This window comes from Streptomyces djakartensis (genome assembly GCF_014651075.1).
Taxonomy (GTDB): domain Bacteria; phylum Actinomycetota; class Actinomycetes; order Streptomycetales; family Streptomycetaceae; genus Streptomyces; species Streptomyces djakartensis.
Genome location: NZ_BMWE01000039.1, coordinates 12110 through 27478, shown reverse-complemented (window position 1 = coordinate 27478; position 15369 = coordinate 12110). Strand labels below are relative to the sequence as shown.

Sequence of the window (15369 nt, the reverse complement as noted above, 5' to 3'; positions counted from 1 at the left end):
GAGGGACGGCCAGAACCAGGAGGAGCGGCAGCTCCGGCTCGGGGCATGGATCAGCAACCAACGCAGCAGGGCCGCAACACTGTCCCCGGAACGGATCGAGAAGCTTTCCACCATCGGCATGCGCTGGACATGACCCGTTCTGTCATCAGCGCTCTCGTGGGGCTCTCCTAGCCGAGGCCAGTTGGTGCTGTCACGGGAATGCCGGAAACGGCGATCAGGGCGTGAGAGGACTGATGCCCTGGGCTGCACGATGCCGGCCTGTCGACTGGCCGCGTGGAGAGGCTGACGTGGGGCATATCGAGCAGGGGCTGGAGCAGGCGTTGCGCACCCGGCCCGTTCCCTTGAGCACCGAAGCTCGCCTGCGGTTTCTGCTAGCAGCACATCGGCATTCCACCCAGAAGGTGGCCGCGGTCCTTGGGGTGTCACAGCGCACCGTGCAGAGGTGGGTGACAAAGAAGCCCGGAGCGCGTCGCCCGCCGGGTCCGCTGTATGTCCGGGCGATCGAGGAAGCGGTGCTGGCTCGGTGGCAGCCCCGGATACGGGCTCGCCGACGTGCCCAGGCCGAGGCGGAGGGCTTCGTCCTCCACACCAGGGCGCGATTCGGGTTCGCTGCTGCGGCAGGTTCCTCGGACGATCCGCGGGTGCGGTGGATCACCCAGTACCTGCCGGGAGAGGTCGCCCGGGAGTTGTTCAACGCCCGGGACGCCGGTGCGGGCGAGCAGCAGCAGTTAATGATTCTGGCCCGCGCGCTGGGCATGCCTACTTCCGCGATGGGGGCCGCCGCGCCCATGGCATGCACATCGCCTTCAGCGACCTCGAGTTCGCCGACTTTTCGATCGGATGAGCTTACCCGCCGATCGGACGCGTCAGGGCGTTCAGCGCCGCGAGGGCCTGGCACGCACGGCCAGCATCGCTTCATGCCTCTTGGCCTCCTGCCGCTCGCGCCAGTCCCACTCCACACGGCATGCTGGGCCTTGGCGGCGGGCTGCAGGCGGCTGGGGCGGGCGCAGCCTGGCCGTCTCCGCCACGCGCAGCAGGAGGGCACGGTTGCCTGGCGCGGCGAACAATTCCTGGTCCTCGCCGGAAACGAGCCGGGCGAAGCAGGCCGCAGCCCGCAGGAACACACCCGCCCAGGGCGGCACGGGGTAGGCGGCGCAGCCATCGGTGTAGCGAGCGCGGTCGTGCAGGGCGAGCGTTGCCGCGGCGTCGTCATAGTCGCGGGGGCGTGCGGTGGCAAGTTGCTGGAGGGACGCGCCGGTGAACAGCGCGGCGGCGAGGGCCGCGGCCAGGCGAGGGTGTGCGGTCGCCGCGTGGAGCCGATGGGCGACTGGCTGGGCGGTGTGCGCAGTGAGAGGCACGGGTGGTGGGCGGTGCCGCCAGGCGATCGGCGGTGGCATGCACGGGGCGGCGCAGGGGCGGGGGCTGTCGTAGGAGATGAGGCGGTCCAGTGCAGGCAGGGTGAGCCACCGGCTGACCGGCCCGGCGGGCTCGTCGGCAGGCTGGGGTATGGGGGCGGTCGCGCCGTAGTAGTGGCGGCGGGCGGTGCGAAGGTCGGTGGTGGTGATGTGGTCGGCCGTCTGCAGGGCCTGGTGCAGAGCGGCGGGCAGGTGGGGGCGGTGGCAGACCAGGGTCAGGTGGATACCGGTGAGCGTGCGCAGTTGCAGGAGGCGCATCGCGCGGCGGGTGGTGAGGCGGTGGGCGCGCAGGACGGTCAGCCGGGTGACGGGAAGGGCAGTGATCCAGGCCGTGACCGCTTCCCATGCGGGCTGACGGCCGCCGGGAAAGCGGCCCGGAAGCAGGGGCGGCTTTTCCAGGGGCGCCAGAAGGTCGTGGGCGAGGCCGGTTTCACTGGTGGTGCCCGGGCCGGGGTGCAGGGTGATCCGGCCGGACGGCGGATGGTGCGCGGCCAGAGCGGTGTGCGTGTGGATCGCGTCGTCATGGCGATCGATGACCACGGTGACGGACGGTGGCGCGGCGAGCGGCATGGCGGCGGGGTGGTCAGGCGAGGCGGCTGAAGGCCCAGCGCAGCAGTTCCTGGTCGACGCGTGGGCGGCCGGTGCGGGCCAGGGCGGTGCGGGTGTGGGCGGTCAGCTGGGCCCAGGCGCGGAAGTTGCCGTGTGCGGCGTGGCTGTCGGCGAAGGTGATGTCGTCGGGGTCGGCGTCGGCCCAGATGGGGTGGAACAGGGGGATGGCCTCGAGGACTTCGCTGGGGGTGAGGCGGGTGAAGTGCTGCCAGATGAAGATCTGGGAGGACAGCATCGGTTCGCGGCGCAGCACGGTGTGGCAGCCCTCGCCGCCGACGAAAATGATGGCGAGCTGGGTTGAGGGTTCGTCCCAGAGGTAGCGGAAATATTCGAACGCCTCGCCGCCTCGCCGCCTGGCCACTGGGCCTCGTCGACGAGGAAAGTGCGGGGGCGTTCGGCCAGGGCGGTCTTCAGCAGGCGGTCGAACTCGCTGGGGTGGCGCGGTGGCTCACCGGCCAGGTCGAGTGCGGTGAACAGTTCGTAGCGCACCGCGCGGGCGGTGGGCCGGGCCTGGAAGGTGATCTTGCGGACATCCTCGCCGGGTTCGAGTGCGCGCAGGCAGATGTTGACGGCGAGCGTCTTGCCGCAGCCGGCGCCGCCGTGGATGCACATCATGGCGCGGGCGGCGACGGTGTCGGTGATGTTCTCCCGGGCGGTGAGCAGAGCGCGGGTGGTGACCACGGAGGCATCCGGCAGGTCGACATACTGGTAGGTGGCCGCGGTCACGAGGCGTCTGCGTCTTTGTCGGTGGTGGGAGGTGCGGTCCGCCCGCCCGGCCGTCCGGGGCGGAAGCGCCATCACGGCCGGACGGGTGCAGGATGGGCGGGCCTGGCGTGGTCAGCGCGGCCAGGGAAGCCGGGGTGCGCCAGTCGGCCGGGGGCGCAGCGTGCGGGATGAGGTCTGGCATCGCGAGCCGCGCGAGGTCGGCGTCGGCAGTCTGGGCGAGTTCGGCGTCGGCCTGCGCACCGGTCAGCGCGCCGAGCCGCTGAGGTGCCTCGGGCTGGTTCACGGCGGCGTAGCGCTCGCGCTGTGAGGCTTCCAGGTCCTTCTTCAGGCGGCGGGTGCGGGCGGCCCGTGCCCGCCGTACGGCGGTGATCTGTTCGTCGGTGGCCTGGTCGGCCAGGTCCGCAGGCCCCAGGTAGCGGCCGGTGGCCGCGTGGTAAACCTCGATGCGGTGATCGTGGTGAGGCATGAAGCGCACTCGGACATGGGTCCCGGCCTGTCCGGTCATCCACGGACCTACGTAATCGCGTTTCTTGAAGCGGATGCCGCGGGTGGTCAGCGTGCGGGTGCCGGCGTCTTCCAGGGTGAACGTCCACAGATCCGCGGCCGGCACGTCCCGCAGCGGAGTGGGATCGTCCTGCCACGCCTCAAGCGGGGTCTTGCCTCGCAACGGCGCGGGCTGATGTTCGGTGTTCCACCAGCTCGTCCAGGCCAGCAGCCGGGCGGTGGAGTCCTCGAAGCCGAGGAGCACTTCGTCCTTCGGGCGGGAAGCACGCTTACCGGGACGCGGCTGGCGGGCATAGCCGGGCAGCGCGGCCAGGAACATGCTCTCCACCGCCCGGTTCAGCCCCTCCACGGTGCCCTTGAGGTGAGGGGTGTAGGCGGGCAGGTCCTCCACCGTCACGTCCAGGAGGTCGAACGCGGCGGTCACCGTCCGGGACAGAAAGTCCTTGCCACGGTCGACCCGCACTTTCTCGGGCAGGCCACCGAACGGGCCGTAAGGGTCCTCGCGCAGAACCGCGGAGCGCAGCGCGGCCAGCACCGACTCCCGCGACGGATGCACCGGCGTGACCGCGACGCCGGTGATGGCGTTGGTGGCGCAGTCGGTGAACCATGTGAGCCACGGCCTGCGGGCCCTGCCGTCGACCTCTACCAGCACCGGGACCTGCATGTGGTCGGTCTGCCACACCTGGTTGCGCCAGCCCCGCGGCCGGGCCAGGAACACATCATGCTTGCGCGCCCCCCGCTCCCCACCCGCAAGCCCCGCCCGCTCCCCCGGCGTCAGATCACGGCGGATCGCCCGGTGCAGCGTCGGAATCGACGGAGGCGGATCCTGCTCGCCCTTGGCCGCGCGAGCGATCAGCTCACGGTGGACCGCCGCGACGTTGCCCTTCCACAAGGCCAGCAGGCGGCGCACTTCCGGGGTGACGGAGAAGCGGTCTTTGCTCTGGGCCCGCGCCCCGGGCTCCGCGGCCGCGGAGTCGTCACGCTCGGCAGCGGCAAGCCACCGCCACACCGTGCGCTCGGTCACTTCCAACGACTGAGCCATCAGCCGTACATGTCGGGTCGTGAGTTTTTGGTCCTGTCTCAGGGCGAGCAGCCGGCGCACGGCAGGGCCGCGCAGCGCCGACAGGGAGGAAGAAGGCAGGCCTCCCCGCGCGTGCGGACCGTCCTCGTGGCCGCCGGCCTCTTCCGGCCCGAAGGCGCCGGTCGCAGCGGACCCATGAGCCGTGCGCAGGCCCGCTCCAGCAACTGGCGGTCCACCACCGCACGGCTCTTTCCGTGGATCTGGGCGGTCAGGTGCGAGGTGAGCTTCGCCCACGTCCGGAAATTGCCGTGGCCCACATGCTCGTCCACCCACACGACATCGTCCTCGCTCACGTCCTCCCACAGCGGGTGGAAGGCCGCCATCGCCGCTGCCACCTCGCCCGGACGAAAACGAGGCACCCAGGTCTGCACCCGAGAGGCCAGCGCGGGCACCCGGCGCAGTGCCCGTTCGCTGCCCGCGCCCGCCAGCAGGAGCGCCGTGTCCGTGTCCGGGTGGTCCCACAGCCCGCGCAGAAACTCCAGCGCCGGCCCCGGAAGGCGCTGTGCCTCGTCCAGCACCAGCACGCGGGGCTGCCGTAGCGCGTTCACCAGCATCAGGTCGGCCTCCCCCGCCCCGCGCGGCAGACGCCTGCCCAGTTCGAGGGCGTCCGCGAGCAGCCGGCACAGTTCGGGAACCGTCGGGTGCACACCGGCGTGGATCCGACGGACCCTGGCCGGATGCGGCAGTTGGGACAGGGCGTACTGCAACGCGACGGTCTTGCCCTGGCCGGCGTCGCCGTACAAACACACCATCGCCCCGACCGCGGCCGCGTGCGCGACCGTCCGCAGCACCGGCCGAACGGCAGGTGTGTGCACCACCTGGGCATCCGGGACCAGGACCGGGACCTGCGCCAGGTGCTTCTGCTCCCGCAGAAACACCTGCCCACCTGCACCCTGACCGGCCACGACGGCCAAGCCCAGCTCGCTGAGCGGATCGGGCCTGCTCGGCCCGGCCACCACAGGCTCCCGCTCGACCATCAACGCCCGGCCCGCCCGGCGGTCCTTACGGATCACCCGGCACCACGTCGACATCGACGGGACTGGCGCCTCACCTCCGGCAGCCACCAGCCGACGCCTCAGCTCCGAGACATTCCCCCCCCTGCCTCACCCAGCAGCTCCCACACCTCGTCCGACACCGCTTCTCCCTGCCGGACCGGCTCCTCCACCCGCCCGGAAGCCTTCGCCTGCTCCAGCCAGCGCCAGACCGTACGCTCCGAGACACCCACCGTCTCCGCGACCGCACGCACATGCCGTGTCGACCACTCCCCCGCCTGCTGACGCTCCTGCAGACGACGCACCACCAACGCCCTCGGCAGCACAGCTTTCCGGCCGGCTCCTACACCTTGATCCACCCCCCCGGATCACACCGGCCCCGCCCACCCCTACCGCATCAGAACCCTCGAACCTGAGACAGCATCACCCACCATCAGAAAAGCCCCCGCGACAGCGATCCCAGCCATCACACACTACGGCCTCATGACAGTGCCAGCCCCACCCTCAACACCCCACCGACCAGCACCCATACACGACTCCCGACCCGAAGCCGAGAAGCCGCAGCTGGACGTACAGCCACATCGACGAGTACGGCCTGGAAGGCACCCTGCCCATCCTCGGTGCGGCTCTGGCCGCGCCTTCCTCCGTCAGTGCCGTGCTGCCCGCGCTGATGGACGGCAGGCACTACCAACTGCCCAGTGTGAGGAGCGGTGGGACGCGGCTCGTTTTCTACCCCACCCGGGCCTACAGATGCGGCGGAAAGCCAACGACGGAGTCCAGGAACTCCATCACCACCCTGATCGCTACATGAGCCCCTATCCGCACAAGCACCTTCACCCAGGGCTTCGCTCTGCTCATGGACTGCTGGCACTGGTCCTGCTGGCCACCACACTGTGCTCCCCTATTCGGGCAACAGCTCCCGGGTCCCGGCGCTCGACCTCCCACTCTGACTCACCCTTCCTTCTCTCCTCGGGTCGCGGCTGGCTCTGCCCTTCACGGGCCCCTCTCCTTCCGCCCCATCTTGGTCCCGCAAGCGGGGACCGCTCATTCCAACTGCCGACAGAGCCCACTCACCCGCCGACCCAGTTCTCCAACCTCACCTCAAAGGGATGGTGCGAGACGTTGTTCCCGCAGGTCAGACCAGCGCCCCGGACGTGCCCCCTTGCTCCCGTACAGTTCTCGTTCAGTTCGCCGGCTCCCGTTAGGTACGAAGCCGCCCACCAGGCAGCACCCAAGGACGGCTCTACCAAGGTCGCGCGGATCATCGTGCCGGTCTTCCTGGAGCCCGGTGAGGACCCGACCGACCTGGTCGCTCCGCGAGCTTCAAGCCGCTCATGCTCCAGGGCCTGCGCAGCCACGATGAGCGCCTGGTCGAGCGGCTCGCCTCCCGCGCGCTCACCAGCGGCAAACGCAAGGTCCACCTCCAGCGCGATGAGGACAGGCGGATCGTCGGGGCCAGCGGCGAGAGCGACGGCGAGGGCCAGGAGCACGACGACGGCACTGAAGCCGCTGCCGAGTCCGCCGGCTGCACTTCTCCTCTCCCCGCGACGCGGGGACGATCGCCTCGTTCCTGCACACCCGGGTCTACCGGCCGGAGTCGCTGGTGTGGCTGGAGGGCTACCAGGCCCTGCTGCGGTGGCGGGCGGAGAATGAGATCACCGGCGTCTATGCCGTGCCCTGTGGCCGAGCCGACGGTTCGCGCGCGCCGGCACCGAGGGAGCGGTGCGGTCGTGAGGGCACCACCACAGTCGTACAGCCGAGCAGGCGGCACCGGAGTGCCTGGCGAACTTGAGCATGATCGGTGGATTGAGGAGTGCTTCGTGGAGACCGCGCCCTGCTTCCGACCTGAAGACCACATCCGAGCCGGAACCATAAGGCCTCGGCCTCCATAGGTCCGTGATCTGCCGGTATCGCGGGTCTATGTCGTCAGCAGGCCTGGCCAGCCGTATTCGGACGGTTTTCGGCTTCTGGTGCTGTCGCTGGGTTTCCGATCCAAGCCTGATGGTGGGGCGGGACGTGCAGTAGCTCGCGCAGCCGACCTCGTAGTACGCCGACTCGTGTTCTGCCCTCCTGGACCTGAAGACCTGTGTCCGACGAGTCCAAGAGCCGTCGGGCAACCAGGATGGGCGGACGCAGCCACGTCCCGTGCTCTTCCCAGTGCTGCCCTACCTTGTGAGGGCGACGTTCGACCCAGTACCCCGGGTTCTTGGCGTAGCTCTCGATACATCCGGCATCGGACGCTCCGGTCGGCATCTCCTTAAAGTTCCGCGGCTGGGATGGTCTCAAGCTGCCACCTGACCTGGCGCAGGTCGATGCCACCGTAGTCGCGCACGAAGGCGCCGTTGTCTCCGTGATCGAAGAGAAACTGCTCGAGGACGTCGTCCGGCCAGTGCAGCGATGCCAGTGCAGGGTCAGCTCGGAAACGGTCATAGCTGAAGCCGCCGCCTGCGCGGCGGCGTGCCATCAGTGGGCTGAGGTCGCCTAGCTTCACGCCGCCAGGTGTACCGCAGATTCCGGGCCGTGTTCCCCCTCCTTCGGCTCAACCCCCAGCCGCTCGTGACCTGGTCAGCGCAGGCCGCTATGTCGGAAGATGCTCCAACGCACAAGGGAGGGGTCTGGGTGACGAACGGCTTCGATGCACGGCTGGCCGAGGTATTGAACGCGGCCACGCAAAACGTCCGTCGGGCGGTGGCCGCAAACTTCATGCCGGCGCCGAAGGTGGAGCCTCCAAGGCCCGTGTTGGAGAGCCTGGCCAAGGCTGTCGCGCCTTTGCAGCCAGTGCTGGAGCGCCTGGATGCGATGATGCCGGAAAACTGGCAGGGCCAGCGCCTGGCCTACAAGGACATGGTCCGGCTGATGCAGGAAGGCTTGCCTCTGGCGTGGGTGCCCCCGGCCGATGTGATCAGGCAGCTGCTCGCTGCGGATGACGCCTCCTCCCGCGCGGTGGTCCTTGACGACTGCCGACCAGAGGTTCTCGGTGCCTGCAGCGATGCTTTGGCGGCTGTCACCGACGCACGGTTCTCCGCGCAGCGGACGTTGCTTGAAGGGTGCGTGCGGATGACCGAGTCCGGCATGTTCAGCGGTGCGGAGGCACTCGCCGCGAATGTCTGGGACACCCTTGTTCGCGGTCTGGCCTTCGCCAACCCAGCGTGGCTCACCGACAGGGGCTGGTGGCCCGGTTACTCCAAGATCGGGCAGAGCGTTCCCACCGTCGGCGTCGACGACGACGCCACGATCGGGCAGTTTCGCAAGGCGGCTGTCTTCCTTCCCTTCGCTAAGGCGCTGGAGGAGTTCCGGCGCCAGCACCCTGTGCCGGAGGGCTTCAACCGGCATGCCACCGCCCACGCTGCCGGCGCCCTCCAGTACACCGCTGCCAACGCCGTGGTCGCCCTCATGCTCGCCGTCAGCGTTCTGCGTGAGATCGATGACCAGGGCTATCCCGTACAGCTGCACGCCTGACAGGAACACCGCGATGACCGAGCCCATGGACGCCGTCCCCACGACCTATGCCGGCACCCGCTTCCGGTCCCGTCTCGAAGCCGACTGGGCCGTCACGCTCGACGGCCTCGGTATTTTGTGGGAGTACGAGCCCGAGCTGATCGTCCTTCCCTCCGGCACGCGATACGTGCCTGACTTCTGGCTTCCTGAGGTAGGAACATGGCTGGAGGTCAAGGGACCGAACACACCCCGGCGGGAGAAGGCAACAGAGCTCGGCAAGGTCCGCGCCTGCCACTGCACCAGCGCATGGAGTGGCCGTCCGCGGTGGTGCCGGTGCAGACGAGCCTTCTCGGGTCGGCGCTGTTGCCCTCGTAGATGTGGTCGACGCAGGTGGCCACCACGCGCACGCCGTTGCGCTCTGTTCATTCGCGCAGGAGAGCGGTGATGCGAGTCTTGGAGAAGCCGGTGCGCCGGGCCGGCTCGTCGAGGGTGATGCCGTCCTGCCGTGGTGGTGGGCGCGGCGGGGTCGTGGCTATCAGCGGTGTGCGTGTTGCGGGGCGTCGGTGGGCTTGGGTGGAGCGGCCGGGGTTGGGTTTGGTCCGTGGTGGGGGCGTGCGGGGCGGTCTGCGGGTGCTTGGGCGTAGGGGGCGGGGGCGGGGCGCAGCAGGACGGTGGCGTCGATGCCGCTGCCTGGGGCGGCGTTGAGTGTGATGTGGCCGCCGCTGGCGCGGGTGAGTTGTTCGACGATGGGCAGGCCGAGGCCGGTGCCGTCGTGGTGGGTGTCGGAGGCGCGCCAGAACCGGTCGAACGCGCGGCGGCGTTCGGTCTCGCTCATGCCGGGCCCCTGGTCGATGACATGCAGTTCGGTGCCCTGCGCAACGGGGCGGGTGGCCAGGGTGATGGTGGTGCCGGGGGGTGAGACGCGCAGGGCGTTGGCGAGCAGGTTGTCGATGATCTGTTCCAGTGCGCCGGGGATCGCCAGGACGTGGCCGGCCGGGTGTCCTGTGGTGGTGATGTGGACGTGGTGTTCGGCGGCGAAGGGTGCCCAGGTGGCGGCCCGGTCGGTGACCACGGCGTCGAGGTCGGTGGGTTCCGGGGTGGTGGCGGTGGCTTCGAGGCGGGCCAGGGAGAGCAGGCCCTGGATCATGCGGGCGAGGCGTTCGGTCTCGCCGATGGCTTCGTCCAGGCTGTCGTGGACGGCGGGGTCGAGCTGGGGTTCGAAGTTCTCCAGGCGGATCCGCAGTGCGGTCAGGGGGGTTTTGAGCTGGTGGGAGGCTTCGGCGGCAAAGGCGCGCTGGGAGGCGAGGAGTTGCTGCAGGCGGGTGGCGGTGTGGGTGAAGGATGTTGCCAGGCGGCGCAGTTCGGGTGGGCCGAGGTTGGTGGCGGGCGGGTTGGTGAGGGTGCCGTCCGCGAGTTGGGTGGTGGCGCGTTCCAGGGCGTGGACGGGCCGGATGATCCAGCGGGCCAGAGCGAGGGCGGTCAGTGTCGCGGCTGCCATTACGCCCAGGCCGGTCAGGGCGAGGGTGAGCCAGATGTCGTGGACCCGGTCGGCCAGGACATCGGTGGGGTGACTGAGCCGCAGGGCGGCGCGGATGGTCTCGCCGGAGGAGCCGGGGACGGTGACGTAGCGGGTCTGGGTGCCGCTGTCCGGGTCGGGTGCGGTGCCGACGGTGGTCTGGTTGCGCAGGGCGGTGGCGATGTCCGGCTGGGCGGACAGATCGGTGCCGATGGCGGTGGTGGAGGCGGAGTCGGTCAGGACAGCGCCGGTGCGGTCCACGATGACCACACGGGCCCCGGTGCGCACCGCGTAGTGGGCGGCCAGTTCGGGCAGCTCGTCGGTGTTCTTCTCTTCGATGCGTTCCTCGGCGAGTTCGGCCAGCATTCCAGCGTCCCGCTCGATGCTGTTGGACAGGCGGGAGGTTTCGGCGCTGGCGAACAGCAGGCCGAAGGGGATCTCCAGGCCGATCAGGACGAGCAGTACCAGAGCGAGATAGCTGGCCAGCAGGCGCCGGGTCATGTCCGGGCCTCCTGGCGGCCGCTGCCGGGCGGCGCTGCGGCGTCCGGGGCGTGGAGGCGGAAGCCGACTCGGCGGACGGTCTCGATCCAGGCGGGATTGCCCAGTTTGCGGCGCAGGGCCGCCACATGCACGTCCAGGGTCTTGGTGGGGCCGAAGAAGTGTGGGTCCCATACCTGGTCGACGATCTGCTGGCGCGAGCAGACCGCTCCTGGGTCCAGGGCGAGGTAGGCCAGCAGGTCGAATTCTTTCGGGGCCAGGGCGATGGGAGCTTCGTGGAGGTGGACCTGGCGGGTGCGGCGGTCGATAACCAGCGGCCCGACCGCCTGTGGTGCGTCCGTGGGCGCGGGGCCCGTGGTGCTGGGCGTCTGACCAGGCCGGCCCGCGTCGGCCGTGTCGCCGGGGACAGCGGCATGTGGTGTGGTCCGGGGGCGGGCGCGGCGGGTGACCGCGCGGATGCGGGCGACCAGTTCGCGGACGCCGAACGGCTTGGCCATGTAGTCGTCCGCACCCAGTTCGAGGCCCAAGACCCGGTCGATCTCCTCACCCCGGGCGGTGATCATGATGATCGGTACGTCCGAGCGCCTGCGCAGGGCCCGGCAGACGTCGATGCCGTCCATGTCCGGCAAGCCCAGGTCGAGCAGGACCATCTGCGGCTCGGGCGCGGCCAGCGCCGCCGAACCGGTGCGCGCCCGTTCCACGGCGTACCCATATCGGGTCAGACCCTCGGCCAGCGGCCCGGCGATGCGTTCGTCGTCTTCGATGAGCAGCACCTGCATGGCCTCAGGCTCACACCCCCGCCGATCCGCGGTCATGATCACACCAATCCGTCCCGGTCTTGCGGACAGCCTTTGATACGCGTTCGGGCACGCACCCGCTCAACGAAGAGGCCGGGCTCGCCGCCCGCGGGCAGCTTCGCAGCCCGCCGGCGCGCCGGTATGGGCGTTCTGGCGGAGTCAGCCCTCGTCGCCGGCCTCGTCGCCGGCCTCGTCGCCGGCCTCGTCGCCGGCCTCGTCCTTGGTCTTGACGACCTTGTAGGTCTTTGGGTCGAGGTAGACCTCCACCTCACTGCCGTCGGCCTTTTTGATCTCCACCGCGTACATGCCGGGGTTCTCGGCGTCCTCTTCGGACTTGACCACCGTGCCGGGGAACGCGGCCAGCGCCGCGGCCTCGGCCTTCTGCTTGGCCTCACCGGTCAGCGGGGTCTCCACCGCGTCACCGCCCTCCTCCCCCTCGGCCGGCGCACCGCCCTGTGCGGCCTGGGGGTCGCCGCCGGTCTGGCCGGCCGCCGCGCTGCTGGAGGATGAGGCGGCATCACTGGAGTCCGAGCCGCCGCAGGCGACCAGCCCGACCAGCAGGGCGGCAGTGGACACAGCGGCGGCCAGGGCGCGCTTGGAAGCGTTCATGTCGAAGATCTCCAAGAGAGTCGAGGGGGAGGTCATACAGGCCGGGCAGCAGCGGAACACCGCAGGCCCGGGTCGTTTCGAGGACGTCAACGACCCTAGGAACCGGCACTCAAGCACGAGGCCAGCAAGCGGCCAGGAAACCGACAAGAAACGACCAACCTTCAACGGCGACGGCCACCAGAGCCCACCCGGGCACTGACAGCCATGGACTTCAGCGCGTCAGGGACTGCTCCTGCAGCGGGTGCGGTGGCACGCATGGGGTGTGTGGTCAGGCCAGGACCGGAGCGCGTCCGGCACCAGCCATCGCAGCCCTGCGTCCTACGCCCTCACACCACCGTCTGCCGCGGGTCCAGCCGGGCCACCGGCCAGGTGCGCCAGGGGCAGCCGCCCCGACCGGCGCGATCACCGGCTACGGATGTGACTGAAGTGACGCCCACGCTGCCTGCCGACCACCGCGAACTGCTCTCCGATGTGTCCGGGATCGTCAGCGACTATCCCTTGGCAGATCCCGGACCGGCCCTCGCCGTCCCTCGCCGAACGACCCGGCGGAGGCGCTCGGCCGCGTGGCCACCCCGCAGGGCTGCCGCGAGCGGAGGTGCTACACGATCCTCCTGCATGCCACCTGCTGGCACCTCTGCGCACGCATCATCAGCAAGTCTCCGTTCGCGTCGCACCTATGGGCCTTGGAGGGTTCCGTGCGCACCTGGACCGGGCCTGCTGCACCTGCCCGGCACGGCGCCCACCCCGCGGGACCGGACTCGGAAGCCGGACTCGGAAGTACGAAGTCGAGGCCGGGGTGAGCATGTGACCGAGACCGGACAGGTCGCCTGCGCCGACGACTACGGTCTCGGCGATGAGGAGTCGGCGGCGTTCGCTTGCGAGGGACTCCTCGCGGACCTAGCCGATGAGGTCCCGGGCCGCTTACACAAGGCCCACGAGGAGCTCTTCGGCGGCATCGACATCTGCCGTATGGACGCGCAGTCCGTCCGCACCGACGGCCGCCTCGACGTCGCCGCCATGCAGGAGGAGATCAGCGCAGCCGGGAGAACAACACCGGCCCGATCGCCCTGTGGTCCGCTCGCCGTTGGCTCACCGGGCAGGCGCGGGACGCCGAGCGGATCGGCGTGTTCCTGTGCCTGTGGACGGACATCGCCCAGTCGTACGGGGGTCCGCGACCCTCGCACGCACGCGACTTTGCCGCCACGCTTGCCACCATCGCGCCGCACGTTTCCCGCGAGCATCCGCAGCACCCCTGGTCCAGCGCCGATTCCACCGTGCAGTCCCGGTACCGCGCGGTGGTCCACCTGTACGCGCCAAAGGCCACCCCGATACCCCAGTGCCCGCTGAGGTCTCAGCGCGCGATGCGTGATGCGCTGCCCTGGTGAGGCTCGTAGCGACAGTGCGAAAGGATTGGCATGGCGACAGTTCACCGCTGGCCAGGGCAAGTTCGAGCCGTACCTGCCGATGGGTGAGTACAGCCGGGCGGGCGTCAGACGGGCGGGGTGTCGGGGCGGGCGTCGTACGCGGCGCGGGCGGCGTCGATGTGCGTCAGGTGCGTGATGCTCCACTCCAACAGGGGTGCGGTGGCTTCGCGGAGGGTCCTGCCCATCGGAGTGAGTTCGTAACTGACGTGCGGCGGCATGACGTTGCGGACGGTCCGGGTGAGGATCCCGTCGCGTTCCAGGCCGCGCAGGGTGACGGTGAGCATACGCTGGCTGATCCCGTCGACGGCCCGCTTGAGTTCGGTGAAGCGGCGCGGCCCCTGGCTGAGGTTACGCACGATCAGCAGCGACCACTTGTCGCCGACGATGCCGAGCACTTCACGGGCCTGGCACGGGTCCTCTTGCCGCGCCGGCCGCGACGCGCCGCCTGCTGTGCCGCTCATGGTTACCTCCAGAGAACCGGGGCACCGAAATGTGCCTTATTGATCGGGGTGTGGCAGGTGCAGCACGATGATGCCGGTTCCCGAAGAGTACTGAGGCACAAACAGGAACCGTCATGCTCCCGCTCCTCCACGCCCCGAAGAGGAAAAAATTCCTTTATGTCAACTTTCCTGCTGGTGCACGGCGCCTGGCACAGCGGCCGGTGCTGGGAGCGGGTGGTCCCGCTGCTGGAATCGGCCGGACACCGCGTGTTCGCACCCTCACTGACCGGCTACGGCGACAAGGCACACCTACTCGGTCCCGAGGTGGGGCTCGACACGCACGTCACGGACGTCGTCAAGCTGATCCACGAGGAGAACCTGACCGAAGTGGTGCTCGTGGGTCACAGCTACGCGGGCCTGGTCGTCTCGTCCGTGGCCAACGAGGTACCGGAACGAATAGCGCACCTGGTGTACCTCGACGCGATGGTCCCCAAGCACGGCGAGACCGCCGTCGACGTGCAGCCCATGACCCAGAACCTGATCGACCTCGCCGCCACGTCCGACAACGGCTGGCGCATCCCGCCGCTGCCCGAGATGCCTGCGCCCCTCGGCCTGTTCGGAGTCACCGACCCGGCCGACGTCGCATGGCTGCGTGCGACGCTCTCCGACCATCCCGTGCGCTGCCTGCAGCAACCGGTCCGGCTGGACAACCCTGCCGTGGACTGCATTCCGCGCACGCACATCCACTGCGTCGGCGCACAGCCGGAAGGCATCGTGCGGCGGCCCGTCCCCGCAGCACAGCCCAACGGCTCCCCGGCACGGATACGGGAACTGCCGACCGGACACGACTGCATGATCACCATGCCGGCAGACCTGAGCGAACTGCTGCTTGAAACCACCCTGCCAGCGTCCGGACCGCGACTGCGGCAGCGAGCCGGACAAGGCCCGCCACCGCCGGGCAGCAGACCCGCCCCACGAATGCCGCCCGCTTCACGAAAGAAGCGCCATGGACCCATGTGAGGAGACCACAGCGCTTCGCCTGCCGTCGTCGGTGACGCCGTTGAGGGGTGATGTAGCCGCCGTCCCCTCCCTCGTGGCTCCAGTAGCTTCCTCCGCTGGCTCCAGTAGCTTCGTCCGCTGGCTCCAGCAGCTTCCTGCGCAGTTCAAGGGGCGTTCGACCAAGCCGAGTCCGTATCGGCCGTCGGGCCACAGTTCTTGGACCTTCACGCTCACGGGGACGGTCTGCTTCATCTTGGCCAGCTGTCGTGCCGGTAGGAGGCGGCCGTCGAGCAGCGCGCGGAGGAAGCGGTTCTCCTCCCG

General features: G+C 69.7%; 11 protein-coding genes and 5 pseudogenes. 5 read left to right on the top strand and 11 right to left on the bottom strand.

Annotated elements, in window-relative coordinates:
- Positions 1-133, top strand: a 133-nt coding sequence (locus IE212_RS35500) for a helicase associated domain-containing protein (protein ID WP_190201844.1), incomplete at its 5' end; no start/stop codon positions are given.
- Between the two features lie 100 nt (positions 134-233).
- Positions 234-692, top strand: a pseudogene (tpg, locus tag IE212_RS35765) (telomere-protecting terminal protein Tpg); the annotation flags it as partial.
- 183 nt (positions 693-875) lie between these two features.
- On the opposite strand, the gene IE212_RS33975 reads toward tpg, so the two are convergent.
- The 6 genes and pseudogenes from IE212_RS33975 to IE212_RS33955 all read right to left on the bottom strand — a co-directional run bounded on the left by IE212_RS33975 (position 876) and on the right by IE212_RS33955 (position 5632).
- Complete coding sequence (locus IE212_RS33975) at positions 876-1985, bottom strand: hypothetical protein (RefSeq protein WP_229864712.1); 1110 nt, start codon at positions 1983-1985, stop codon at positions 876-878.
- Between the two features lie 13 nt (positions 1986-1998).
- On the bottom strand, positions 1999-2385 hold the full coding sequence (locus tag IE212_RS33970; protein ID WP_229864711.1) for a hypothetical protein: 387 nt from the start codon (positions 2383-2385) through the stop codon (positions 1999-2001).
- 56 nt (positions 2386-2441) lie between these two features.
- Positions 2442-2636, bottom strand: a pseudogene (locus tag IE212_RS35710) (P-loop NTPase family protein); the annotation flags it as partial.
- Positions 2637-2847: 211 nt separating this feature from the next.
- Positions 2848-4356, bottom strand: a pseudogene (locus IE212_RS33965) (transposase); the annotation flags it as partial.
- Complete coding sequence (locus IE212_RS33960; RefSeq protein WP_190201843.1) at positions 4335-5366, bottom strand: AAA family ATPase; 1032 nt, start codon at positions 5364-5366, stop codon at positions 4335-4337. The pseudogene IE212_RS33965 and the gene IE212_RS33960, both read right to left, overlap by 22 nt.
- Positions 5367-5410: 44 nt before the next feature.
- The gene (locus IE212_RS33955; RefSeq protein WP_190201842.1) at positions 5411-5632 is read right to left on the bottom strand and encodes a helix-turn-helix domain-containing protein; all 222 of its coding nucleotides are present in this window, start codon (positions 5630-5632) and stop codon (positions 5411-5413) included.
- A 928-nt stretch (positions 5633-6560) separates the two neighbouring features.
- Here IE212_RS33955 and IE212_RS35290 point away from each other — a divergent pair.
- Positions 6561-7005, top strand: a pseudogene (locus IE212_RS35290) (DEAD/DEAH box helicase); the annotation flags it as partial.
- A 579-nt stretch (positions 7006-7584) separates the two neighbouring features.
- Here the strand turns inward: IE212_RS35290 and IE212_RS35285 are convergent.
- On the bottom strand, positions 7585-7818 hold the full coding sequence (locus IE212_RS35285) for a hypothetical protein (RefSeq protein WP_229864709.1): 234 nt from the start codon (positions 7816-7818) through the stop codon (positions 7585-7587).
- Positions 7819-7946: 128 nt separating this feature from the next.
- Between IE212_RS35285 and IE212_RS33940 the strand changes: the two genes are divergently transcribed.
- Positions 7947-8786, top strand: a complete 840-nt coding sequence (locus IE212_RS33940) for a hypothetical protein (RefSeq protein WP_190201840.1) — start codon at positions 7947-7949, stop codon at positions 8784-8786.
- Between the two features lie 514 nt (positions 8787-9300).
- Here the strand turns inward: IE212_RS33940 and IE212_RS33935 are convergent.
- The 4 genes from IE212_RS33935 to IE212_RS33920 all read right to left on the bottom strand — a co-directional run bounded on the left by IE212_RS33935 (position 9301) and on the right by IE212_RS33920 (position 14070).
- Positions 9301-10782 carry a sensor histidine kinase gene (locus tag IE212_RS33935; RefSeq protein WP_190201839.1) on the bottom strand — a complete coding sequence of 494 codons (1482 nt, stop codon included), beginning with the start codon at positions 10780-10782 and terminating at the stop codon, positions 9301-9303.
- Entirely contained in the window at positions 10779-11558 is a 780-nt protein-coding gene (locus tag IE212_RS33930; RefSeq protein ID WP_190201838.1) for a response regulator transcription factor, read from the bottom strand. Before IE212_RS33930 ends, IE212_RS33935 begins: the two co-directional genes overlap by 4 nt.
- 177 nt (positions 11559-11735) lie before the next feature.
- A complete protein-coding gene (locus tag IE212_RS33925; RefSeq protein ID WP_229864708.1) occupies positions 11736-12185 on the bottom strand; it encodes a PepSY domain-containing protein in 450 nt (149 codons plus the stop codon).
- A 1489-nt stretch (positions 12186-13674) separates the two neighbouring features.
- Positions 13675-14070, bottom strand: coding sequence for a winged helix-turn-helix transcriptional regulator (locus IE212_RS33920; protein WP_190201836.1), 396 nt, complete (start codon positions 14068-14070; stop codon positions 13675-13677).
- Between the two features lie 156 nt (positions 14071-14226).
- Here IE212_RS33920 and IE212_RS33915 point away from each other — a divergent pair.
- Positions 14227-14943, top strand: a pseudogene (locus tag IE212_RS33915) (alpha/beta fold hydrolase); the annotation flags it as partial.
- Positions 14944-15369: the final 426 nt, after the last annotated feature.